Raw genomic sequence first — 22255 nt, 5'->3', positions numbered from 1 at the left:
CCGACCCGGTTTTTCCGGGCGATGTGGATGCGGTATGGTTGTCGGGTTGTCTCGGCGAGGGTGAGTTGCCCCCAGTGGTTGTGCTCACCGTGATCGACGCGGCTCGGCCTTCCCGGTCGTCCTCGTTCGTTCTTCGTCCGACGAGTAGACGTTGACCCCGCAGATGGGTCGCCACAATGACCAGCCCGGAAGAGCCGTAGGAGCGCATTCAGTCATGTCCGACGTGAACCAGATCGAAGCCGCCGTCCGCACCGAATTCGGTAAGGGCGCCGCTCGCCGTACCCGTCGCGACGGCAATGTGCCCGCCGTGCTGTACGGCCACCAGGCCGAGCCGCAGCACCTGAGCCTGAACGCCAAGGCCTTCGCCGCCATCCTGCGTGAGCACGGCACCAACGCCATCCTGAACCTGGTCGTCGACGGCAAGCAGCAGCTCGCCATGACCAAGTCGGTCGTCGTCCACCCGATCCGTCGCTACATCGAGCACGCCGACCTGCTGATCGTCAAGCGTGGCGAGCGCGTCACCACCGACGTCAACGTCACCGTCACCGGCGATGCCGCCTCCGGCACCCTGGTCACCCAGGAAGCCACCACCCTGTCCATCGAGGCCGACGCGCTGAAGCTGCCCGAGGCCATCGAGGTCTCGGTCGAGGGCGTCGAGGCCGGCACCCAGATCCTGGCCGGCGCCATCGCGCTGCCCGCGGGCGTCACCCTGGCCGGTGACCCGGAGGCGCTGATCGTCAACGTGATCGCCGCGCCGTCGGCCGCGCAGCTCGACGAAGAGGGCGAAGGCGCCGCCGCCGAGGAGACCGCCGAGTCGGCTCCCGAGTCCGAGTAAGACTCCTGCACTACGGTTCGGCGCATGACCGAATCCTCCGGGCCCGCGCTCGTAGTCGGGTTGGGTAACCCCGGCCCCGAATACGAGCGCACCCGCCACAATGTGGGCTTCCTGGTCGCCGACGTGCTCGCCGAGCGCGTCGGCGGCCGTTTTGCCGTGCACAAGAAATCCGGCGCCGACCTGTTGCAGGCTCGCCTGGACGGGCGCCAGATCCTGATCGCCAAGCCGCGCACCTACATGAACCTGTCCGGCAGGCCGGTGGCCGCGCTGGCCAAGTTCTTCTCCGTGCCCGTCGATCAGGTCATCGTCGTCCACGACGAGCTCGACCTGCCGTTCGGCACGATCCGGCTCAAGCAGGGCGGCGGCGAAGGCGGCCACAACGGCCTGCGCTCGATCTCGCAGGCCCTGACCACCAAGGACTACCTGCGCACCAGGATCGGCATCGGCCGCCCGCCCGGTCGCCAGGATCCGGCCGACTACGTGCTCAAGTCGTTCGCGGCCCCGGAGCGCAAAGAGGTCCCGGTGATCGTCGAGCAGGCCGCGGACGCGGTCGAACTGCTGCTGAAGGTCGGGCTGGAAACCGCCCAGAACTCGCTGCACTGACCCCGGCTTCCCGGCGCGCCCAGGCGAATTCGCCAGGGCGCGCCGAGTGCGTTCAGCGCAGGTGGACCGCGGTGGCCGCGCGCCGCAGCTTGCCCGACGACGTCTTGGGCAGCGCGCCCGGGCCGAGTACCGCGACCGTGCGCGGGCGGGCGCCGACCTCGGCGAACACCTCGTGCACGATCTCGCGCTCCATCCGCTTCACCTCGTCGGGGTCCTGGTAGTCGTTGGATTCCACCACCACGGCGAAGCTTTCGCGCTTCTCGCCCGCGTCCAGGCGCACCGCCACGGCATTGCCGGGACGGACCCCGGGCACCCGCATCGCGGCCCGCTCGATATCGGTCGGGTAGATGTTGCGGCCGCCCATGATGATGACGTCCTTCATCCGCCCGCACACCACGACCATGCCCGCCTCGGTGAGGTAGCCGATGTCGCCGGTGTCGAGCCAGCCCTCCGCGTCCTGCGCGGGCCGGAACCCGTCGACGGTCACGTAGCCCGAAGTCACCGCGGGCCCGCGCAATTCGATGACGCCGACCGTACGGACCGGCAGCGGCTGCCGTTCGGCGTCGACGACCCGGCCCTCCAGGTCGTCGACGAGGTGGCCCAGTGTCGGCAGCCTGCGCGGCGTGCCGTGGTGGCCGTCCTCGGCGACCGGCACGGCCTTGCCGACGGCTTCGAGCAGGTCGGCGTCGATGACGTCGAGCACCATGCCGTGGCCGGGGTCGGGGATCGAGACGGCCAAGGTGGTCTCGGCCATGCCGTAGACCGGGGTCAGCGCCATCGGGTTGAGCCCGAAGTGCTTGCCCGCCTCCGCGAGCGCGATCATCGTGTCCGGGTCGACCGGTTCGGCGCCGTTCCACATGTAGCGCACGCTGGACAGGTCCATCGAACCCGGCTCGGCCTGGCGCAGCCGCCGGGCCAGCAGCGAGTAGGCGAAGTTCGGTGCCGCGGTGACGGTTCCGCGGTACTTGTCGATCAGCTCGGCCCACAGCAGCGGCCTGGCCAGGAAGTCCAGCGGGGTCACGCAGACCACCTCGGCGCCGAATTGCATGGGTACGCTGAGGAAGCCGACCATGCCCATGTCGTGGAACAGCGGCAGCCAGCTGATCATGACGTCGTCGTCGAGCTGGAATTTCACCCGATTGAACATCGCGCGCGCGTTGACGTTGAAGTTGCCGTGGGTGATCCGGACGGCCTTGGGTGAGCCGGTCGATCCAGAGGTCAACTGCTGCAGCGCGATATCGGACTCGCCGGTCGGTACCGGGTCGGTGTCGGGGCCGTCGTGCAGGTCCTCGATCTTGACCACGGTGATGCCGCGCTCCAGCAGCACGGGTTCGGCGGCCGCGAACGGCGCGCCGAGGACGACGGCCTTGGCCTCGATCATGTCGAGCACCGTCTCGGTGTCGCGCACCCAGACCGCGAGGTCGGTCCGCGGCGTCGGCTGGTGCAGCATGGTGATCGATGCGCCGCGCATCCAGATGCCCTGGCAGACAGGGGCGATGTCGACGGGCAGACCGGCCAGGACGCCCACCGCGTCGCCGTGCTCGATCCCGGCGGCCGCCAGGCCACCCGCCATCCGCCGCGCGGCGCGATGGATTTCCCCCCAGGTCTGCCGCAACGGCGCCTCGGGCTCCCCGGTGACCAGCCCCCTGTGGCTGGTCAGCGCTGTGGCAAACATTTCGTCGGTGAACCTGCTCAACGTCGGACTCCCTTTACGCCAACGATCGGTTACGGCCGTGCTCTCCCAACAGAAAATCCCGCCCCGCCCACCCGGTGTTAACCCCGACTGACAACCGAGCGTCCTCGCCGATCAGCGTTCGGCGGCAAAGGAGGCAGCGTAGCGGTCCACATATGGTCTACCTGATTGCAGCGCAATTTCCCGCATCAGCTGGTCAGTTGCCACTCTGACCTGGGCGCGGTGCACCGCTGCCGGATACCGCCGCGCCGGCTGGATGCTGATGCGCACCTTGGTGAAACGCAACAGTTTCCGACCGCGGGGGTTCATGCGGTCGGTTCCCTCCAACACCACGGGCACCACCGGCGCCCCTGTAGCCATGGCAACGCGCAGCGCCCCGGTGCGACCACGATAGACCCTGCCGTCCACCGATCGCGTGCCCTCCGGGTGAATTGCCCAGGCGCCGCCCGCGTCGAGGATCCGGGTGGCCGCCGCGAGCGCGTCGGCGGCCGCGTCGCCCCCGGTCCGGTCCACCGGCACCTGCCCGGCGGCGGTGAAGAACCAGCGCTTGGCGCGCCCGCGCAGGCCGGTGCCGGTGAAGTACTCCTGTTTGGCGAGGAAGGTGAGCGGGCGCGGGATCACCAGCGCCAGGTAGAGCGAGTCGATGAAGGCCAGGTGATTGGCCGCGATGATCACCGGCCCGGTGCGCGGCACGTGCTCGAGCCCCTCGACGCGCGGTCGTCCGAGCAGCCGCAGCAGCGGGCCGATCAGGACGTGTTTGCACAGCTGGTACCACATAGGACCTCCGACGTAGACAGTGTCTACTCGACCATAGTAGACACTGTCTACGGAAGGTGTGGACGCGCGTCGCCCGCCGGATGTGAGAATTGCCGGTATGTCCGAGTCGTTGCGTGTGCGCCTGATCGACACCGGCGTCGACCTGCTCGAACGCGACGGTCTCGGCGAACTCGGGCTCCGGGCCATCGCCAGGGCCGCCGGTGTCTCGCACGGCGCCCCGCGGCGCTGGTTTCCCACCCACGGCGCGTTGCTGGCCGCCATCGCCGCGCGCGGCTTCGCCGACCTGATCGACCGCTTCGCCGCGCTCGCCACCATCGACGACCCGCGCGAACGGCTGCGCCGGATGGCGATCGACTACGTCGACTTCGCGCTCACCCGGCCCGAGATGTTCACCCTGATGTTCCGCCACGACCTGCTGGCGGGCGCCGGCGAGAACCTCCGTGCGACGACCGAGCCGCTCTACGGTCAGGTCGTCGCGCTGGTCGCCGCGGCCCGGCCGGGCGCCGATGCCGCGGGCACGGCCCTGCTGCTGTGGACCAATGTGCACGGCATGGCCACCGTCGCCGCCAACCGGACCCTCGAGGTCGTCGCCCCCGACGCGGACCCGCGCGCGCTCGCCGACCGGATCGTCGGCGAGCATCTCGGGGGCTAGCGGGTGATCTCGGCCAGCGCGGCGACGAAGCGGTCGAGGTCGTCGGTGTCGACGAAATAGTGCGGGGAGGCCCGCACGATCGCGGGCAGCTCGCGCGCGGTCATGTCCAGCAGGGTGGAGCCCGCGTGGCTGACGGTCACGGTGACGGCGTGCTCGGCGAGCCGGTCACGGAGCGCGACCGGCTCGTGACCGTCGACGGTGAACGAGACGATCCCGCTGTGCTCGGTGCCCAGATCGCGCACGGTCACCCCGGGGACGCCGGGCAGGGCCTTGCGCAGGTAGCCCGCCCGATCCGCGACGGCGGCGTAGACCTCGTCGGGGCCGAGGGCGAGCAGGTAGTCCACGGCGGCGCCGAGCCCCAGCCGGGCGGCCACGTCGCACTCCCAGAACTCGAAGCGGGACGCGTCCGGGGCCAGCCGGTACTCGGCCGGGCTCACCCACTGCGCGCTGTGCAGGTCCAGGCGGCCCGGTTCCATCGTGCGCACCAGTTCGTTACGGACATAAAGGAATCCGGTGCCGCGCGGCCCGCGCAGCCACTTGCGGCCGGTGGCCGAGAGCGCGTCGACGCCGAGCGCGCCGACATCGATGGGCAGCTGCCCGATCGACTGGCAGGCGTCCAGCAGCACCAGCGCGCCCGCCTCGTGGGCGATCCGGGTGGCCTTGGCGACCGGGTTCACCAGGCCGCCGTTGGTCGGCGCGTGCTGCAGCGAGACCAGCTTCACGCGCTCGTCCAGCATGGCCGCGAGGGCGTCGGTATCGAGTCGGCCGGTGTCGTCGCTGGGAATGTGCTCGACCACCGCGCCGGTCTGCCGGGCGCGCTGGAGCGCGGCGATGGCGTTGCTGGCGTAGTCGGCGCCGGAGATCAGGACGCGGTCGCCGGGGCGCAGCGGGACCGAATAGGCGAAATCGGCCCATGACCGGCTCGCACTGTCGCTGAGCGCGATGGTGTCGGTGGTGGCGCCGATCAGGGTCGCGATCGAGGTCTTCACCGCGGCCAGGTCGTCGAGACGCTCGTTTGCCGCACGGTAGCCACCGATCTCCGCCTCCCGGCGCAGATGGGCGATCACGGTGTCGGTGACCACCCGCGGTGACAGCGACGATCCGGCGCTGTCGAGGAATACCTGCCCGGACGCGAGTCCGGGAGTGTCGGCTCTGATCGCGGCGAGGTCCATCATGGCGACGACCCTACCGCCGCCGAGCTGTTCCCCATTTCGTCACTTTTCCTGTCGGTGCCCATCGCTACTCTGGAATGAGTCGGTTGCACGAGCACGCGGTTTCCACGGCGGTACCCAGTACGCGGAGGTTGGCATGGCGGTCACTCTGGAACGTTCTTCGTGGCCCGATTCCGCCACCGACCAGGGCGAACTGTCGTCCAGGGCGGCGGCGGAGGCCTATGTAGGCGGGGTCTGTTTCAAGCTGGGACCACCGGCGCTGATCGGCGCGGAACTGGAGTGGCTCACCGCCGGGCCCACCGGTGCGCGTCCCTCGCTCGAGCTCATGGCGGCGGCCCTCGGGCCCCACGCGCCCACCTCGATCGCCCCGGCCTCGGCCGCGGCACCCCTGCCCGGCGGCAGCAGGGTGACCATCGAACCCGGTGGTCAGATAGAACTCTCCAGCGCCCCGTTCGCCGATCCGGCGGTGCTGACGCAGCAGCTAGCGGCTGATGCGGCCCGTTTGCGGGACCTGCTCGCCGCCCACGGCATCGGCATCGAATCCCTCGCCTCCGACGCTCGTCGTCCGGCCGAACGCCTGCTCCGGCTGCCCCGCTACGCGGCCATGGAACGCCGGTTCGCCGGGGTCGGACCGTTCGGCACCCTCATGATGTGCAATACCGCGGCCACCCAGGTCAGCGTCGACGCGGGCGCCGATCCCGCCGAGGTCAGGGCCCGCTGGACGGCGCTCTACGTCCTCGGACCGGCCCTGATCGCCGCCTTCGCCTGCTCGCCCCGGCTCTACGGCGCCCCACCGGGGGCGTGGGCCTCGCAGCGGATGCGCACCTGGCTGCGGCTGGACCCGTCCCGCACCCGCCCGCCGGTCGCCGACTGGTCCGATCCGATCACCGCCTACGCGCACTGGGCGCTGGACGTGCCGCTGCTGTGCGTGCGCTGTACCGAGCGCGACGCCGACTGGTCACCGCCGCCCGGCGCCACCTTCGCCGACTGGCTGGCGGGCGCGCTCGACGACGAGGTCGGCCGCCGCCCCGGCACCGCCGACCTGGACTACCACCTGACCACCCTGTTCCCGCCGGTCCGGGCCGCCGGCCACCTCGAGGTGCGCTACCTCGACACCCAGCCCGGCGACACCTGGACCACCCCGATCCACCTGTTCGACGCGCTGCTGTCCACGCCCGCCGTGGTGGCCGAGGCGACCGCCCTGGCCGCGCCGACCGCGGGGGAGTGGCTGGGCGCGGCCCGCACCGGCCTGCTCGACCCGCAGGTACGCCGGGTCGCGGTCGACCTGCTCGAGCTGGCCGCACAGCACGCCCGATCCGCCCCCGCCGCACAGGAATTGGCGCTCGCCGCCCGCCGATGTCGCACCGGCGGCAGTCCCCTCGCCGTGGCGCGTGCGCGCAACGGGTCGGGCGGTTCGTGACAGGTTCCGCGCCCGCAGGCCCGATGACGTTGTCGCCCACATCCTTTCGGAGTTGATCCCGTGACCCTTTCCGCCCCCGCCGATCACAGCGATCGCGACCGCATGCGCGACCGCATCGCCGAGGTCCTGCAGCGGGCCCGCCGCCGCACCGCCGTCCTCACCGACAGCGTCGACGAGGCCGATCTCGTCGCCCAGCACTCGCCGCTGATGAGCCCGCTGGTCTGGGACCTCGCCCATATCGGCAATCAGGAAGAACTGTGGCTGGTGCGCGATGTCGGCGGCCGCGAGGCGGTCCGGGCCGATATCGACGAGCTCTACGACGCCTTCAAACACGCCCGCGTGAACCGGCCCGCGCTGCCCCTGCTGAATCCCGATCAGGCACGCGGTTACGTCGGCACGGTGCGCGAGAAGGTCTGGGACGTGCTGGGTTCCAGCGATCTGTCCGGTGATCCACTGGTGGACAACGGTTTCGCCTTCGGCATGATCGCCCAGCACGAACAGCAGCACGACGAGACCATGCTCGCCACCCATCAGCTGCGGCGCGGCGGACCGGTGCTCTCGGCGCCACCCGCGCCCACCGTGTCGACCCCGATCACCGGCGAAGTACGCGTTCCCGCAGGCGAATTCCTGATGGGCACCTCCGCCGACCCCTGGGCACTGGACAACGAACGCCCCGCCCATCCGGTGCACGTGCCCGGCTTCGCCATCGACGTCGCGCCGGTGACCAACGAGCAGTACCTGGCGTTCATCGACGACGGCGGCTACGACCGCCCCGAGCTGTGGTCGGAGCGGGGCTGGGCGCACCGGCAGGAGGCCGGGCTCGTCGCGCCGCAGTTCTGGGAGCTCGACGGTGGGCAGTGGACCCGCGTCGCCTTCGGCGCGCGCACCCCGCTGCGGCCGCGGCAGCCCGTCGTGCACGTGTGCTGGTTCGAGGCCGAGGCGTACGCGCGCTGGGCGGGCAAGCGTCTGCCGACCGAGGCCGAATGGGAGAAGGCGGCCCGGTTCGATCCGGCCACCGGCGACTCCCGCCGCTACCCGTGGGGCGCGGACACTCCCGACGAGCACCTGGCCAATCTCGGCCAGCGGCACCTGGAACCCGCCGAGGTCGGCGCCTACCCGGCCGGCGTCTCGGCGACCGGCGTGCACCAGCTGATCGGCGACGTCTGGGAGTGGTGCTCCTCGGGCTTCGAGGCCTACCCGGGCTTCCGCGCCTTCCCGTACCGGGAGTACTCCGAGGTCTTCTTCGGCGGCGACTACCGGATCCTGCGCGGCGGTTCGTTCGGCACCGACGAGGTGGCTTGCCGCGGCACCTTCCGCAACTGGGACCACCCGATCCGCAGGCAGATCTTCGCCGGCTTCCGGCTGGCCCGCGACCTGCGCGAGGACGAGATCTGATGCGCGGTGGCGACATCGCCGACCGGCGGCCGCACCCGGCCCGCCGCGTCGGAGTGGCCGCGTGCCCGACACAGCGCGCATCCTGGGCGCGGCTGCGGGGTTCGTCGCGGTCCGACGGTGCCGAACCCGTCCCGTCGGCGGTCTGCTGATGTGCCGTCATCTGGGTTACGTCGGCCCGCCGGTGACAGTCGGCGAGCTGGTCGTGCGCGGCCCGCATTCGCTCTACCAGCAGTCCTGGGCGCCCGCCGATATGCGGGCGGGCGGCACGATCAACGCCGACGGTTTCGGCGTGGCCTGGTGGCGCCGGGCCGAGGTCGGTGTCGAAGGGGCACGCGAGGCGGTCACCCGCTATCGCAACGCGGCGCCGATCTGGACCGACCCGGCCGTGGCCGAGGTGCTCGGGCAGTTGGAGTCGCGCGCCGTGCTCGCGGCGGTGCGCTCCGCCACGGTCGGCATGCCGGTGGAACGGGCCGCGTGCGCGCCGTTCGTCGACGAGCACTGGGCCTTCAGCCACAACGGTGTCGTGCCCGACTGGCGGACGACATCGGCGCGGGTCCGTGCGGACCTGGACGAAATATTCGCCACCCCAACGGCACTCGCTCCCGCGGCGGCATCGTGGCCACCGGCGAGCGACGGACCGGCGCCGGCCGCACAGCCGGGGGCCGCCGCCGAGTCGCGGGCCGGTTCGATGCCGGAGACCGCCGGTCCGCTGTTCGGCTCGGTGCCGGAGGCCGCCGGTCCGATGTTCGGTTCGGTGCCGGAGGCCGCCGGCCCGCTGTTCGGTTCGGCCGAGGTGCTGTTGCGGGCCGAGGCGCTGACCGACTCCGCCGCCCTGTGGGTGCTGCTGCGCGGACTGCTCGGTGCGATCACCCCCGACGGCCCCGTCACCTCGCCCGCCGACGCGCTGCGCCTGCTGGTCGCCGCCGTCCTGCGCCACCAGCCCACCGCCCGGCTGAACCTGTTGCTCGGCAACGGGACCGAACTCTGGGCGACCACCTGCTGGCATGCCCTGTCGGTCCTGGTGGCCGACGACTACACCGTGCTCTCCTCCGAACCGTACGACGCCGATCCGCGGTGGCGCCCGATCGCCGATCACCAGCTGGTGGTCGCCACCCCCGGCCACTGCACCGTCACCGCTCTCGAGCTTCCCGTCACCGAAAGGGTCCGTTCATGACCGCGCCGCTGCTGGACATCCATCTCACCGACGACGATCTCACCGCGGCCTTGCGCGCCGACGCCAGGACCGGCCTCACCGCCACCCCGAAATCGCTGCCGCCCAAGTGGTTCTACGACGCCCGCGGCAGCGAGCTGTTCGAGCGGATCACCGAACTGCCCGAGTACTACCCCACCCGCACCGAGCGCGCCCTGCTGGCCCGCGTCGTCGGCGAGATCGCCGCGGCGGCCCGGCCCGAGGTCCTGGTGGAGCTCGGGTCCGGCTCGGCCGCCAAGACCCGGCTGCTGCTGAACGCGCTCACCGCCGAGGGGTCGCTGAAAACCTATGTTCCGCAGGATGTCTCGGCCTCCGCGCTACGGGGCGCCGCCGCCGAGATCGCCGCCGAGTACCCACAGCTCGGCGTGCACGGCGTGGTCAGCGACTTCACCGACACCCTGCACAATCTGCCGCGTGGCGGCCGCCGGATGATCGCCTTCCTCGGCGGCACCATCGGCAACCTGGTGCCGGCCGAGCGGGCCGAGTTCCTGGCCGGCATCACCGAGGTGCTCGAACCCGGTGAGCTGCTGCTGCTCGGCGCCGGTCTGGTGATCGACCCGGCCGTGCTGGTCCCGGCCTACGACGACGCGGCCGGCGTCACCGCCGAGTTCAACCGCAATGTGCTGCACGTGCTCAACCACCGTCTCGGCGCCGATTTCGTCCCGGAGGGGTTCGAGCACGTGGCGCTGTGGGACGCCGAGCACGAGTGGATCGAGATGCGCCTGCGCGCGACCGAGGCGATGACGGCCACCGTCGCCGACCTGGACCTGACCGTCGACTTCGCGGCGGGCGAGCAGATGCGGACCGAGATCTCCGCCAAGTTCCGGCCCGAGGGCCTGCGCGCCGAACTCGACGCCGCCGGGTTCAGCACCGCGCGTACCTGGACCGACCCGGACAATCGTTTCGCCCTGGTGCTGGCCGAGCGCCGCTGAGCGGCTACAGGTCGAGCTCGTCGGCGAGGTACTCGCCGTCGGTCAGGTTCTCGTCGCCCTCGAGGTCGCGTTCGGCGCCGTCGATCGAGTCGTCGTAGAGGTCGCCGTCGACGGCGTCGTCACCGACGACCCGGACCGCCGACACCTCGGCGGGGCGTTCGTCCTCCGCGATGGCCTCGCGGGCGGCGCCCGCCTCCGACCACTCCTCGTCGACCTCCTCGTTGATGCCGAGGAAGCCGTCGGCGTCGGCCTCGTGGTTGCGGATGACGTAGTCCTGCGGCGGGTCCTCGACGTACCGCTCGTATTCGACGATGTCGTCGGCCTGATCGTCGTCGCCCATGTCCATGTCCAGTGGTTCACGGCTCATGAGTCCAGTATCGGCCTCCGGTCGGCGTCCGTCACCGCTGCCACGCCCGCCGGGTCAGTGGGCGACGCCCTCGAAGACGCCGGTGAACCACTCGACCAGTGGCCGCAGCTCGGTCCACGCGCGCCGGATCTCGGTGGCCGCCGCCGGGGTGCTCAGCCAGTCGGGCGCGCCGAACTCGCGGTGCGCGGTGAGCGACTTGTGCCGCAGCAGTTCGATCCGGGGGTGGTCGGCGGAGTAGCCCTTGGGCTTGGTCTTGAGGCGGTCGCCGCCGATGGTGAAGCCCGCCGCGGTGGCCGCGGCCAGGATCGCCTCGAGTTCGGCGCCGCGCACGTCGTCGTCGATGGTGGCCCGCAGGGTGGCCAGGGCGGCGGGCGACATCATGTAGCAGCCGCCCGCAACGAACAGCCCCGCCGCGCCGATCTGGACGTACCAGCCGACGCCGGGCGCGGTGGCCGCGACCGCGCCCTGATGGTTCTTGTAGGGCACCTTGTCGGCGGAGAACCGGACGTCGCGATAGGGCCGGAAGATCTTGGCGGGCCCGAACTCGGCCTCGAGTTCGGCGGTCAGCGCCGTGATCGGGGCGCGCACCGACTCGTCATAGGTGCGCTTGTGCGCGGTCCAGAAGGCCTTGGAGTTGTCGGCTTCCAGGTCCTCGTAGAAGTCGAGGGCCGCCAGCGGAAAACCAGTGAAAGCGTCCATGGTGTACCAGTATCGTCCGCGCCGGTCAGGCGCCGCCGATCGCCGCGACGAACAGCACGAACAGCAGCACCGCGAGCGCGGCGACCGCACCGTTGGCGATCGCCGCCCACTTGCCCATCTGCTCGCCCTTGGCGTGGCCGACGACCCCGAGCACGATCCCGGTCGGCGCGGTGACCAGCACCGGCAGCCCACACAGCATCAGCCCGCCCAGCACCGAGGCGGCCACACAGCAGAAACTGATGATCGACCAGATGGGCGTGCTGTCGACATAGCCGTAGCGCGGCGCCAGCGGCTGCGGCGGCCCGTAGGCAGGCGGGGCATACCCCGGATACCCCACGGCGGGCGGATACGCCGGACGCGGGAACATCGGCCCGACGACCGGTGGCGGCGCCGGATACGGCGGTAACTCGGCTGGTGGCGCGGCCCGCTCCACACCGGCCCACGGCGCCTGGGCCTGCGGCACGGCGGGCGGCGGCGGTTCGACCGGCGGCGCGGCCCGCTCGACCCCGGCCCACGGCGCCTCGGCCTGCGGCACGGCGGCCACCGGCGGCGGCACGGCAGGCGCGGCCTGCGGCACGGCGGACACGGGCGGCGGCGCAGCGGGCGCGGCCTGCGGCACAGGCGGCGCGGGCGGTGGCGGTGGCGCGGCGGGCGCGGGCAGCGGCAACTCGGCGGGCGGCAAGCCGTCGGTCCACATCCGCTCGGTAGGCGCAGGCGCATCCTGCACCCGAGGCACCACCCGATCCTTGCCCAGCTCGACCCGCCGCTCCGGCTCGCTACTCATGTAACCCCCCTGCCACGTCCCGAACTACGACAGCACCACCATGCCTCGAAACCAGTCAGCGCGCCACGTCCGAAGACGAAGCGCGCCGACTGATCACGTCAGAACATGGGTAACTCACCGGGCACGAGCGAACCCTCCACCCAGGAAGGCTTGCCGCGCCCCCAACTCACTCCGCACCTGGGTCTGGCCAAGAATCGCGGAGAGGCGGTTAGGCGTTGCCGTTGAAGAGGCCGGTGACCGAGCCGTTCTCGAAGACCTCGCGGATGGTGCGCGCCAGCAGCGGCGCGATCGACAGCACGGTCAGCGTGGGGAACTTCTTCTCCTCGCTGATCGGCAGGGTGTTGGTGATGACCACTTCCCTGGCACCGCAGTTGGCCAGGCGCTCGGCGGCCGGGTCGCTCAGCACGCCGTGGGTGGCGGCGATGATGACGTCGCCCGCGCCCGCTTCCTTGAGCACCTTGACCGCGCCGGCGATGGTGCCACCGGTGTCGATCATGTCGTCGATCAGCACGCAGGTGCGGCCCTCGACGTCACCGACGACGCGGTTGGACTTCACCTGGTTGGGGACCAGCGGGTCGCGGGTCTTGTGGATGAACGCCAGCGGGGTGCCGCCGAGCGAGTCGGCCCACTTCTCGGCGACCTTCACGCGGCCCGCGTCGGGCGAGACCACGGCCAGGTTGTCCGACGGGTAGTTGGTGCGGATGTACTCCGAGAGCTGCACCAGCGCGTGCATGTGATCGACGGGGCCGTCGAAGAAGCCCTGGATCTGGTCGGTGTGCAGGTCGACGGTGATGATGCGGTCGGCGCCCGCGGTCTTGAGCAGGTCGGCGACGAGGCGGGCCGAGATCGGCTCGCGGCCGCGGTGCTTCTTGTCCTGGCGCGCGTACGGGTAGAACGGCAGCACCGCGGTGATCCGCTTGGCCGAGCCGCGCTTGAGCGCGTCGATCATGATGAGCTGTTCCATCAGCCACTGGTTCAGCGGTGCCGGGAAGCTCTGCAGCACGAAGGCGTCGGAACCGCGCACCGACTCCTCGAACCGAACGAAGATCTCGCCGTTGGCGAAATCGCGCGCGGTCTGCGGCGTGATGTCGACGTCCAGCTCCTTGGCGACCTGCTCGGCCAGCTCAGGATGTGACCGGCCGGCGAAGAGCATCAAGTTCTTCTGGTTGTCGATCGAGAACGCGGTCACTGCTGGTTGCCATCCTTTTGCTCGATTGTCTGATCAGACGTCTCGTTTGCCGCGATGGCATCCGCCGCCGCGCGCGCCGCAGCGGTTCCTGGACGGTAACGCTGCACCCAGTTCTCAATGATGCGCTGTGGTCCACCCGACACGGCCAGTGCCCCCGGTGGAACGCTTCTACGCAGCACAGTACCCGCACCCGTATAGGCGCCGTCACCCACGGTGACCGGGGCGATGAACATCGTGTCGCTACCGGTCCGCACATGGGAGCCGACCACAGTGTGGTGCTTGTTGACACCGTCATAGTTCACGAAAACGCTGGAAGCGCCGATGTTGCTGTACTCGCCGATGGTCGCGTCGCCGACGTAGGTCAGGTGCGGCACCTTCGAGTGCGCTCCGATCGAGGCGTTCTTGGTTTCGACGAAGGCGCCCAGCTTGCCCTGCTCGCCGACGACGGTGCCCGGCCGCAGGTAGCTGTACGGGCCGATGGTCGCGCTGTCGCCGATCTCGGCGCGCTCGCCGTGGGTGCGCACGACGCTCGCGCCGACGCCGACGACGACGTCGGTCAGCGTGGTGTCCGGCCCGATCTCGGCGTCCTCGCCGATGTGGGTCTCGCCGAAGAGCTGGGTGCCCGGCCGCAGCACGGCGTCGCGCCCGATCCGCACGCTCGCGTCGACCCAGGTCGTGGCCGGATCGATGATCGTCACGCCGGCCCGCATGTGCCGTTCGAGGATGTACCGGTTGAGGGTGGCGCCCGCCTGCGAGAGCTGCACGCGGTCGTTGACGCCGGTCACCTTGTTGGAATCGACCAGGCGCGCGCCGTGCACCGGATGCCCGGCCTCGCGGGCCAGCCGCAGCACGTCGGTGAGGTACAGCTCGTGCTGGGCGTTGGCGGTGGACAGCCGTCCGATCATGGTGCGCAGCACCGAGGCGTCGAAGGCGTAGACGCCGGAGTTGACCTCTTTGATCGCGGCCTGTGCCGGGGTGGCGTCGGCGTGCTCGACGATCTCGGCGACCTGGCCGTCGACATCGCGCACGATCCGGCCGTAGCCGTTGGCGTCGTCGGGGACGAAGGTCAGCACGGTGACCGCCGGGCGTTCGGTGTAGCTGCGGTGCTCGTCGAGCAGCGCGGCGAGGGTGTGCCCGTCCAGCAGCGGGACGTCGGCCGAGGTGACGAGCAGGTCGCCGTCGAAGTCCGCAGGCACCGAGTCCAGCGCGCACTGCACCGCGTGGCCGGTACCGAGCTGCTCCTCTTGCACCGCGCAGACGATCTCGCGGCCGAGTTCCTTGCCCACCTCGGCGACGGCGGCGCCGACCTTGTCGCGGTCGTGGCCGACCACGGTGATCAGATGGGTCGGGTCGATCTCGGCGGCGGCGTGCAGCGCGTGCGAGAGCATCGACCGACCGGCCAATGGGTGCAGCACTTTCGGAGTCTTCGACCGCATTCGCGTCCCGGCACCAGCGGCGAGAACGACGACGGCGGTCTGCGGTGGCATGGATCTCCCTCGGCTGCCTGTCAGCGAGTGTGCTGTGGCGGGTTCGGTCGGTGATGGTGCGGGCCGACGATACGTCACTGTGTCCGTGTGCTCCGCCGCCAGGACTCGAACCTGAACTATCTGAACCAAAATCAGAGGTGCTGCCATTACACTACGGCGGATCGCCACACCAGTGGGCCGTGAGAGCCCACCACTGTGCTACGGCACGGCATGATCCTCGCACATGATCCCGCCACCCGGCGAATCTTGTGTACGCCTGTCGCGAGCACCCGCCCGGCCCGTTGTTAGCCTTCTGGAACGCACGTACAGATCTCGTGAGCCGAAATCACGGAGAGGCGGGGGAGCATGTCGTCGACGGAGTCGGGGCGTCCTACCAGACCGAGGATGACCGGAACGCAACGGCGGCAGCAGCTGATCGAGATCGGTCGCGCGTTGTTCGCCGAACGGGGATATGACGCGACATCGATCGAGGAGATCGCGCAGCGCGCCCAGGTGTCCAAGCCGGTCGTCTACGAGCACTTCGGCGGCAAGGAGGGGCTCTACGCGGTCGTGGTCGACCGCGAGATGTCGATGCTGCTGGACATGATCACCTCCTCGCTCACCCAGAACCGCTCCCGGGTCCGGCTCGAACAGGTGGCGCTGGCCCTGCTGGCCTACATCGAGGAGCGCACCGACGGCTTCCGGATCCTGGTGCGCGACCAGCCGGCCGTGAACGCCGACGGCCGCTACTCGAGCCTGCTCAACGAGGCCGTCAACCAGGTCGCGCACCTGCTCGCCGGTGACTTCGCGCGCCGCGATCTGGACCCGAGCCTGGCCCCGCTCTACGCGCAGGCGCTCGTCGGCATGGTCTCCACCGCGGCGACCTGGTGGCTCGACGAACGCACGCCGTCGAAAGAAGTGGTCGCGGCGCATCTGGTCAACCTGTGCTGGAACGGATTGAGCCACTTGGAAGCCGAACCGGGGCTCAGCTCCGAATGGAATACGGGACAGGCAGGCGGATCGGCGGGGTAACCGGACGATAGCGCCCGCGGCTAGAGCGAATCCAGGATTCGGCTGCCGCGTAGCCGCCTGGTGGTACGGTTCACCCATCCTTTTGGGTGCTGCCGGGCGGTAAGTCGATCAAACTTCGGGATGTCGGTCTACTTCAGGATGGCTGGATTATTGGATGACAGGCGGATCTGATGGCTAGGCAAGCGCGCGCGGAGATCACCCGCGACTCCGTCCTTGCTGGCGCTGCCGATGTCTTTCTCCGTTTGGGCTACGCCAACGCGAGCCTCAGCGAAATCATCGCGCAGTCCAATGTGACCAAGGGCGCCTTGTACTTTCACTTCGGCTCCAAGGAGGAGCTGGCCAGGGCGGTGGTCGACCAGGGCAACGAGCGCCTGGTCGGTTCGTGCCAGGGATTCTTCGATTCCCGGGTGCCCGCGCTGGAGGCGTGCATCGGTATCACCTACGTGGTGGCCGACCTGTCGATGAACGATCCGATGGTCGGGGCGATGCTCAAGCTCACCCACCAGATCGGTGACTATCGCGGCGCCCAGGGCGACAACATCGCCAAGGTGTGGAGTGAGACGTACCGGGTGCTGGCCGAGCGGGCGATCGCCCAGGGCGATCTGCACGCCGAGCTCGATCCCGAGGTGGTCGGGCTGCTGCTGCACGAGCTGACGGCGGGCGTGCACATCGTCGCGGTCGGCACCGAGTCGATGGATCAGATGGCGTCCAGGATGGAACGCGCCTGGTACTTCCTGCTGCCCTCGATCGTGCCCGCGGAGAAGCTGTCCTACTTCCGCGAGTTCGCCGCCCGCCGTCTGCGTCGCTACGTGCTCTAGACGCTGCGGTCGGTGGCGAGCACCGCGCGCACGTCGTCCTCGGTGCCCGTGGTCTCGATCCTGACCTCGTTGCGCCCGAACGCGTGCAGCAGCAGCTCCGACGGCTTGCCGGTGAGCACGACCTCCGGGCCCGCGGCACGGTGCGCGGTCACCCGGTCGCCGTCCGGCGTCGCGAGCACCACGGCGACCGGCGACTTGCGGTAGGCCGTGCGCGCCACCATGCGCAGCGCCGACCACAGCCGCTTCTCGTCGGCGGCCGCCAATTCCCGTGGCGTCCAACCGGGTTCGGCCCGGCGGACGTCCTCGTGGTGGACGAACATCTCGGTGAGGTTGGCGTAGGCGTCGACCGGCTTGAGCGGCGACCACCACGGCGGTCCGGTGCGCACCAGCTCGGCCAGTTCGGCGAACGGCCGCTGGGCGATCTTGTCCTGGGCCGCGTCCAGGTACCCGGCCAGCGGCTTGACCAGGATGCCGAGGGAGGCGTCGGGCCTGCGCTCCCGGACCACCAGGTGGGCGGCGAGATCGTGCACCGTCCACGTACCGCACAGGGTGGGCGCCGACGGCCCCGCCTCGATCATTGTCGCCACCAGGGCGTGGCGTTCGCGTTGAGCCAGACTCACGGTCTCGACGGTACGCGCGCCCGGCCGACGACGCCGCGCCGGAGGTGGCGCCCGCGCGCACCCGGGCCGGTCAGGAGGTGTGCGCCGATCGTGTCGGGGCCGGTGATTAGACTCGACCCGGAACATCCCGTCTGCGTATTCAGGAGCGTTCATGTCCTCCCTTCGTCCTCCGCTCGCCGGTCTGGCCGAGGCGGCTGGGGGTGACGCCGCACTGCGGACGGTTGCCGACCTGGTCGGCAAGTCCGGGGTGGAGCTGGTCGCGCCGTCGGCCGTGCGACCGTTCGTCGCCGCGACGATCGCGGCCCAGCAGCCGCTGGTGGTGGTCACCGCCACCGGCCGCGAGGCCGACGACCTCACCGTAGAGCTGGCCGAGATCCTCGGTCCCTCGGTCGCGATGTTCCCGTCCTGGGAGACGCTGCCGCACGAGCGGCTCTCGCCCGGCCCCGACACGGTGGGCCGCAGGCTCGAGGTGCTGCGCAGGCTGGCCCACCCCGACGACCCGGTCTACCCCGAGCCGCTGCGCGTGGTGGTCACCACCGTGCGCTCGCTCATGCAGCCGATGACGGCGGGCCTCGGCGACATCGAACCGATCGTGCTGCGCACCGGCGCCGACTACGACTTCGACGAATTGCTCACCCGCCTGGTCGAATTCGCCTACACCCGGGTCGACATGGTCGGCAAGCGCGGTGAGTTCGCCGTCCGCGGCGGCATCCTCGACCTGTTCCCGCCGACCGCCGATCATCCGGTGCGCGTGGAGTTCTGGGGCGACGAGATCACCGAGCTGCGCCCGTTCTCCGTGGCCGACCAGCGCTCGCTGGGCGAGCACACCGTCGACACCGTGGTCGCGCCGCCGTGCCGGGAACTGCTGCTCACCGTGCCGGTGCGGGAACGCGCCGCCGCCGTCGCGGCCGACAACGCCGCCGACGCCGCCCTGGTCGAGATGCTGGACAAGATCGCCGAGGGCATCCCGGTCGACGGTATGGAGGCACTGCTGCCGGTTCTCGCGCCCGGCAAGCTGAGCCTGCTCACCGAGGCCCTGCCCGCGGGCACCCACCTGCTGCTGTGCGATCCGGAGAAGATCCGTACCCGCGCCGCCGATCTGGTGCGCACCGGCGAGGAATTCCTCGAAGCCTCCTGGACCGCCGCCTCGTTCGGCAGCGACGCGCCGCTGGGCGCGCACGGTCTCGACCTGGCCGCCTCCGGCTACCGCACCCTGCCGGAGTTGCACACCAGCGCCGACGAACTCGGGCTGCCGTGGTGGTCGCTGAGCCCGCTCAGCTCCGGCGATCCGGTCGAGGTGAACCTGCCCGTGCTGGCCGGTCCGACCGCGCGCGGTTCCGAGGAACTGGTCGCCACCATCTTCGCCTCGCTGCGCGCGCACGTCGCCACCGGCGGCCGCGCCGTCGTCGTGGTCACCGGACACGGTACGGCGCAACGCATCCTGGAACGCCTCGCCGACGCCGAGGTGCCCGCGGCCGCGCTGGCGGCGGGCGCGGTGCCGGAATCGGGTGTGGTCGGGGTGCTCTGCGGATCGCTGCACGACGGCCTGATCTTCGACGACGCCGGGCTGGTCGTCGTCGCCGAGTCCGACCTCACCGGCAACCGGGTCACCGCCCCCACCGAGGGCAAGCGGCTGCCGGCCAAGCGCCGCAACCAGGTCGATCCGCTGGCGCTGTCGGCGGGCGACATGGTGGTGCACGACCAGCACGGCATCGGCCGCTTCGTCGAGATGATCGAGCGCACCATCGGCGGCGCGCGCCGCGAGTACCTGGTCATCGAGTACGCGCCGAGCAAGCGCGGTCAGCCCGGCGACCGGCTGTTCGTGCCGATGGAATCGCTCGATCAGCTCTCCCGCTACGTCGGCGGCGAACTGCCCAGCCTGTCCAAGCTCGGCGGGTCCGACTGGGCGAACACGAAACGCAAGGCGCGCAAGGCCGTTCGCGAGATCGCCGGTGAGCTGGTGCAGCTCTACGCGGCCCGGCAGGCCGCGCCGGGTCACGCCTTCGCCCCGGACACGCCGTGGCAGCAGGAGATGGAGGACGCGTTCGCGTTCACCGAGACCGTCGACCAGATGACCGCCATCACCGACGTCAAGGCCGATATGGAGAAGGCGGTCCCGATGGACCGCGTGGTGTGCGGCGACGTCGGCTACGGCAAGACCGAGATCGCGGTGCGCGCCGCGTTCAAGGCGGTCCAGGACGGCAAGCAGGTCGTCGTGCTGGTGCCGACGACACTGCTGGCCCAGCAGCATCTGCAGACGTTCACCGAGCGCGTCGCCGGTTTCCCGGTGACGGTGAAGGGCCTGTCCCGGTTCACCGACGCGGCCGAGTCCAAGGAGGTCATGGCCGGAATGGCCGAGGGCGAGGTCGACATCGTCGTCGGCACGCACCGGCTGCTGCAGACCGGCGTGCGCTGGAAGGACCTCGGCCTGGTCATCGTCGACGAGGAACAGCGCTTCGGCGTCGAGCACAAGGAGCACATCAAGGCGCTGCGCACCCACGTCGACGTGCTCACCATGTCGGCCACGCCGATCCCGCGCACCCTGGAGATGAGCCTGGCCGGCATCCGCGAGATGTCGACCATCCTCACCCCGCCCGAGGAACGGCACCCGGTGCTCACCTACGTCGGCGCCTACAACGACAAGCAGGTCACCGCCGCCATCCGCCGCGAGCTGATGCGCGACGGCCAGGTCTTCTACGTGCACAACCGGGTCTCCTCGATCGACAAGGCGGCCAAGAAGATTCGCGAGCTGGTGCCCGAGGCCAGGGTGGTCGTCGCGCACGGGCAGATGAACGAGGACCAGCTCGAGCGCACCGTGCAGGGCTTCTGGCAGCGCGAATACGACGTGCTGGTCTGCACCACGATCATCGAGACCGGCCTCGACATCTCCAACGCCAACACCCTGATCGTGGAACGCGCCGACTCGCTCGGCCTCTCGCAGCTGCACCAGCTGCGTGGCCGCGTCGGCCGCTCCCGTGAACGCGGCTACGCCTACTTCCTGTATCCGCCGGAGAAGCCGCTCACCGAGACCGCCTACGACCGGCTCGCCACCATCGCGCAGAACTCGGACCTGGGTGCCGGTATGGCCGTGGCCATGAAGGACCTCGAGATCCGCGGCGCCGGCAACGTGCTCGGCGCCGAGCAGTCCGGCCATGTCGCCGGCGTCGGCTTCGACCTGTACGTGCGGCTGGTCGGCGAGGCAGTCGAGGCCTATCGGGCGGCCGCCGACGGCAAGCCGATCGTCACCGAGGAGACCAAGGAGGTGCGCATCGACCTGCCGGTGGACGCGCACATCCCGCCCGACTACGTCGCCAGCGACCGGCTGCGGCTCGAGGCCTACCGCAAGCTCGCCGCCGCGCAGGACGACGCCGCGCTGGCCGCGGTGGTCGAGGAACTCGTCGACCGGTACGGCCCGCTGCCGGTGGAGGTGGGCAGGCTCGTCTCGGTCGCCAAGCTGCGGCTGCTGGCCCGCGCCTACGACGTGGCCGAGATCGTGGTCACCGGAACGACACTCAAGATCGCCCCGCTGACGCTGCCCGATTCCAAACAGCTCCGGCTCAAGCGGCTCTACCCGAGCGCCACCTACCGCGCGGCCAGCGGCCTGGTGCAGCTGCCGCTGCCCCGGGTCACCGACAGCGTCGGCGCCGACCGGGTGCGCGATGTGGCCGTGCTGCAGTTCGTCGCCGATCTGCTGCTCGCGCTCGACGGGAAACCCCAAGGCATGGTGGATCTCTCGGTGCCGACCGAAGCGATGCCGGTCTGATGGCCGACGGCGCGCAGGAGGCGGCCGACACCGCGGTGGTAGCGGCCGGGCTGGCGGGCGCGGTCGAGGTGATGGACCGGCTCTGGCATTTCGGCGGCTGGGAGACCACCCAGACCCACGACTCGCTGCGCCCGTACCTGCTCGAGGAGACCTACGAACTGCTCGACGCGATCCAGGCGGGCGACTACGAGACGATCAAGGAGGAGCTCGGCGACCTGCTGCTGCAGGTGCTGTTCCACTCCCGGATCGCCGAAGCCGCGGGCGAATTCACCGTCGACGAGGTGGCGGCGACGCTGGTGGGCAAGCTCGTGCACCGCAGTCCGCACCTGATCGACGCCGACCTGCCCGCGGGCACCTCGGTGGCCGACAAGATCGCCGCGCAGGAAAAGGCCTGGGAGGAGCGCAAATCCGCGGAGAAGTCGCGGCGGTCCTGCCTGGACGGCATCGCCATGGCCCAGCCCGCGCTCGCCCTGGCCGAAAAGGTGCGCGCGCGCAGCGCCAGAGCCGGTCTGCCCGAGGATCTGGTGCCCGCGGCGCTGCGCGTGATCGAGCTCGGCGGCCCCGATTCCGCCGAGGAACGACTGCGCAAGGCCACCATCGATTTCGCCGCCGCGATCCGCGCCGCCGAGGACGCCGCCGAAGCCGCGCGGGGCGAGCGGGCCGCGCTGACGGCGGCGGAGTGGCGCGCGTACTGGCCGGAAGAGTTATCGGTCAGTTAATCGGACAGTTCGCCCAGGTGGCGGCTGAGACGTTGCTGAGAGCTGCCGGACAATCCGGCGCGAGCCAGCGAGCAAGTGGCACACCGATTTAGACTCGGAGGTGGCCCGC

Annotated in this window: 20 protein-coding genes and 1 tRNA gene; 11 read left to right on the top strand and 10 right to left on the bottom strand. The window is 70.5% G+C overall.

Translation table 11 applies throughout. The features are described from left to right. Positions 1 to 214 precede the first annotated feature (214 nt). Both AB0L91_RS07480 and pth read left to right on the top strand, forming a co-directional pair. The gene (locus AB0L91_RS07480) at positions 215 to 835 is read left to right on the top strand and encodes a 50S ribosomal protein L25/general stress protein Ctc (protein WP_357342865.1); all 621 of its coding nucleotides are present in this window, start codon (positions 215 to 217) and stop codon (positions 833 to 835) included. A gap of 24 nt (positions 836 to 859) precedes the next feature. Further along, a complete protein-coding gene (gene pth / locus AB0L91_RS07475; protein WP_365008000.1) occupies positions 860 to 1438 on the top strand; it encodes an aminoacyl-tRNA hydrolase in 579 nt (192 codons plus the stop codon). 52 nt (positions 1439 to 1490) lie between these two features. Here pth and AB0L91_RS07470 read toward each other — a convergent pair whose 3' ends face one another. Next, a complete protein-coding gene (locus AB0L91_RS07470; RefSeq protein ID WP_355273360.1) occupies positions 1491 to 3134 on the bottom strand; it encodes a fatty acyl-AMP ligase in 1644 nt (547 codons plus the stop codon). 111 nt (positions 3135 to 3245) lie between these two features. Continuing rightward, positions 3246 to 3908 (bottom strand): lysophospholipid acyltransferase family protein, encoded by a 663-nt coding sequence (locus AB0L91_RS07465; protein WP_357342868.1) that lies wholly within the window; start codon positions 3906 to 3908, stop codon positions 3246 to 3248. Between the two features lie 97 nt (positions 3909 to 4005). Between AB0L91_RS07465 and AB0L91_RS07460 the strand changes: the two genes are divergently transcribed. Continuing rightward, positions 4006 to 4560, top strand: coding sequence for a TetR/AcrR family transcriptional regulator (locus AB0L91_RS07460; RefSeq protein ID WP_365007995.1), 555 nt, complete (start codon positions 4006 to 4008; stop codon positions 4558 to 4560). On the opposite strand, the gene AB0L91_RS07455 is transcribed toward AB0L91_RS07460, so the two are convergent. After that, entirely contained in the window at positions 4557 to 5735 is a 1179-nt protein-coding gene (locus AB0L91_RS07455; protein WP_365007993.1) for an aminotransferase class V-fold PLP-dependent enzyme, read from the bottom strand. The two genes, AB0L91_RS07460 and AB0L91_RS07455, sit on opposite strands and share 4 nt — an antisense overlap. 133 nt (positions 5736 to 5868) lie before the next feature. Between AB0L91_RS07455 and egtA the strand changes: the two genes are divergently transcribed. The 4 genes from egtA to egtD all read left to right on the top strand — a co-directional run bounded on the left by egtA (position 5869) and on the right by egtD (position 10689). Next, the gene (egtA, locus tag AB0L91_RS07450) at positions 5869 to 7152 is read left to right on the top strand and encodes an ergothioneine biosynthesis glutamate--cysteine ligase EgtA (protein ID WP_365007990.1); all 1284 of its coding nucleotides are present in this window, start codon (positions 5869 to 5871) and stop codon (positions 7150 to 7152) included. A 102-nt stretch (positions 7153 to 7254) separates the two neighbouring features. Next, positions 7255 to 8547 (top strand): ergothioneine biosynthesis protein EgtB, encoded by a 1293-nt coding sequence (gene egtB, locus AB0L91_RS07445; RefSeq protein WP_365011213.1) that lies wholly within the window; start codon positions 7255 to 7257, stop codon positions 8545 to 8547. Positions 8548 to 8695: 148 nt separating this feature from the next. After that, positions 8696 to 9721, top strand: a complete 1026-nt coding sequence (locus AB0L91_RS07440) for a class II glutamine amidotransferase (RefSeq protein WP_365011211.1) — start codon at positions 8696 to 8698, stop codon at positions 9719 to 9721. Then, a complete protein-coding gene (gene egtD, locus AB0L91_RS07435; protein ID WP_365007987.1) occupies positions 9718 to 10689 on the top strand; it encodes an L-histidine N(alpha)-methyltransferase in 972 nt (323 codons plus the stop codon). The genes AB0L91_RS07440 and egtD overlap by 4 nt, the downstream gene beginning before the upstream one ends. Before the next feature lie 4 nt (positions 10690 to 10693). Here egtD and AB0L91_RS07430 read toward each other — a convergent pair whose 3' ends face one another. The 6 genes from AB0L91_RS07430 to AB0L91_RS07405 form a co-directional block, all read right to left on the bottom strand. Then, positions 10694 to 11056 carry a hypothetical protein gene (locus AB0L91_RS07430; protein WP_357342876.1) on the bottom strand — a complete coding sequence of 121 codons (363 nt, stop codon included), beginning with the start codon at positions 11054 to 11056 and terminating at the stop codon, positions 10694 to 10696. A 54-nt stretch (positions 11057 to 11110) separates the two neighbouring features. Continuing rightward, entirely contained in the window at positions 11111 to 11755 is a 645-nt protein-coding gene (locus tag AB0L91_RS07425; protein ID WP_365007984.1) for a DUF2461 domain-containing protein, read from the bottom strand. 25 nt (positions 11756 to 11780) lie between these two features. After that, positions 11781 to 12539: a hypothetical protein gene (locus AB0L91_RS07420; RefSeq protein WP_365007981.1), complete on the bottom strand. Its 759-nt coding sequence runs from the start codon at positions 12537 to 12539 to the stop codon at positions 11781 to 11783. A gap of 208 nt (positions 12540 to 12747) precedes the next feature. Then, positions 12748 to 13728 (bottom strand): ribose-phosphate diphosphokinase, encoded by a 981-nt coding sequence (locus AB0L91_RS07415; protein WP_110039788.1) that lies wholly within the window; start codon positions 13726 to 13728, stop codon positions 12748 to 12750. Continuing rightward, positions 13725 to 15215 carry a bifunctional UDP-N-acetylglucosamine diphosphorylase/glucosamine-1-phosphate N-acetyltransferase GlmU gene (gene glmU / locus AB0L91_RS07410; RefSeq protein ID WP_365007979.1) on the bottom strand — a complete coding sequence of 497 codons (1491 nt, stop codon included), beginning with the start codon at positions 15213 to 15215 and terminating at the stop codon, positions 13725 to 13727. The genes AB0L91_RS07415 and glmU overlap by 4 nt, the downstream gene beginning before the upstream one ends. 90 nt (positions 15216 to 15305) lie before the next feature. Further along, positions 15306 to 15376: transfer RNA gene (locus AB0L91_RS07405), tRNA-Gln, on the bottom strand. Positions 15377 to 15599: 223 nt separating this feature from the next. Here AB0L91_RS07405 and AB0L91_RS07400 point away from each other — a divergent pair. Both AB0L91_RS07400 and AB0L91_RS07395 read left to right on the top strand, forming a co-directional pair. After that, positions 15600 to 16226: a TetR/AcrR family transcriptional regulator gene (locus AB0L91_RS07400; RefSeq protein WP_218716036.1), complete on the top strand. Its 627-nt coding sequence runs from the start codon at positions 15600 to 15602 to the stop codon at positions 16224 to 16226. A 170-nt stretch (positions 16227 to 16396) separates the two neighbouring features. Further along, complete coding sequence (locus AB0L91_RS07395) at positions 16397 to 17044, top strand: TetR/AcrR family transcriptional regulator (RefSeq protein ID WP_365007977.1); 648 nt, start codon at positions 16397 to 16399, stop codon at positions 17042 to 17044. Here AB0L91_RS07395 and AB0L91_RS07390 read toward each other — a convergent pair. After that, a complete protein-coding gene (locus AB0L91_RS07390; RefSeq protein WP_365007975.1) occupies positions 17041 to 17664 on the bottom strand; it encodes a TIGR03085 family metal-binding protein in 624 nt (207 codons plus the stop codon). The two genes, AB0L91_RS07395 and AB0L91_RS07390, sit on opposite strands and share 4 nt — an antisense overlap. A 151-nt stretch (positions 17665 to 17815) precedes the next feature. On the opposite strand from AB0L91_RS07390, the gene mfd reads away from it, so the two are divergent. Both mfd and AB0L91_RS07380 read left to right on the top strand, forming a co-directional pair. Further along, positions 17816 to 21427 (top strand): transcription-repair coupling factor, encoded by a 3612-nt coding sequence (mfd, locus tag AB0L91_RS07385; RefSeq protein ID WP_365007972.1) that lies wholly within the window; start codon positions 17816 to 17818, stop codon positions 21425 to 21427. Continuing rightward, entirely contained in the window at positions 21427 to 22146 is a 720-nt protein-coding gene (locus AB0L91_RS07380; protein ID WP_355273323.1) for a MazG family protein, read from the top strand. The genes mfd and AB0L91_RS07380 overlap by 1 nt, the downstream gene beginning before the upstream one ends. Positions 22147 to 22255 lie beyond the last annotated feature (109 nt).

The sequence above is a fragment of the Nocardia sp. NPDC051833 genome, from assembly GCF_040681225.1.
In the GTDB taxonomy this organism is placed as follows: domain Bacteria; phylum Actinomycetota; class Actinomycetes; order Mycobacteriales; family Mycobacteriaceae; genus Nocardia.
This window is presented reverse-complemented; position numbering and strand designations above follow the sequence as displayed.

What these genes read in the sequence shown, in the direction of transcription:
- AB0L91_RS07480 (WP_357342865.1), top strand. Translation starts at nt 215, where the DNA reads ATGTCCGACGTGAACCAGATCGAAGCCGCCGTCCGCACCGAATTCGGT.
- pth (WP_365008000.1), top strand. Translation starts at nt 860, where the DNA reads ATGACCGAATCCTCCGGGCCCGCGCTCGTAGTCGGGTTGGGTAACCCC.
- AB0L91_RS07465 (WP_357342868.1), bottom strand. Translation starts at nt 3,908, where the DNA reads ATGTGGTACCAGCTGTGCAAACACGTCCTGATCGGCCCGCTGCTGCGG.
- AB0L91_RS07460 (WP_365007995.1), top strand. Translation starts at nt 4,006, where the DNA reads ATGTCCGAGTCGTTGCGTGTGCGCCTGATCGACACCGGCGTCGACCTG.
- AB0L91_RS07455 (WP_365007993.1), bottom strand. Translation starts at nt 5,735, where the DNA reads ATGATGGACCTCGCCGCGATCAGAGCCGACACTCCCGGACTCGCGTCC.
- egtA (WP_365007990.1), top strand. Translation starts at nt 5,869, where the DNA reads ATGGCGGTCACTCTGGAACGTTCTTCGTGGCCCGATTCCGCCACCGAC.
- egtB (WP_365011213.1), top strand. Translation starts at nt 7,255, where the DNA reads ATGCGCGACCGCATCGCCGAGGTCCTGCAGCGGGCCCGCCGCCGCACC.
- AB0L91_RS07440 (WP_365011211.1), top strand. Translation starts at nt 8,696, where the DNA reads ATGTGCCGTCATCTGGGTTACGTCGGCCCGCCGGTGACAGTCGGCGAG.
- egtD (WP_365007987.1), top strand. Translation starts at nt 9,718, where the DNA reads ATGACCGCGCCGCTGCTGGACATCCATCTCACCGACGACGATCTCACC.
- AB0L91_RS07430 (WP_357342876.1), bottom strand. Translation starts at nt 11,056, where the DNA reads ATGAGCCGTGAACCACTGGACATGGACATGGGCGACGACGATCAGGCC.
- AB0L91_RS07425 (WP_365007984.1), bottom strand. Translation starts at nt 11,755, where the DNA reads ATGGACGCTTTCACTGGTTTTCCGCTGGCGGCCCTCGACTTCTACGAG.
- AB0L91_RS07420 (WP_365007981.1), bottom strand. Translation starts at nt 12,539, where the DNA reads ATGAGTAGCGAGCCGGAGCGGCGGGTCGAGCTGGGCAAGGATCGGGTG.
- glmU (WP_365007979.1), bottom strand. Translation starts at nt 15,215, where the DNA reads ATGCCACCGCAGACCGCCGTCGTCGTTCTCGCCGCTGGTGCCGGGACG.
- AB0L91_RS07400 (WP_218716036.1), top strand. Translation starts at nt 15,600, where the DNA reads ATGACCGGAACGCAACGGCGGCAGCAGCTGATCGAGATCGGTCGCGCG.
- AB0L91_RS07395 (WP_365007977.1), top strand. Translation starts at nt 16,397, where the DNA reads ATGGCTAGGCAAGCGCGCGCGGAGATCACCCGCGACTCCGTCCTTGCT.
- mfd (WP_365007972.1), top strand. Translation starts at nt 17,816, where the DNA reads ATGTCCTCCCTTCGTCCTCCGCTCGCCGGTCTGGCCGAGGCGGCTGGG.
- AB0L91_RS07380 (WP_355273323.1), top strand. Translation starts at nt 21,427, where the DNA reads ATGGCCGACGGCGCGCAGGAGGCGGCCGACACCGCGGTGGTAGCGGCC.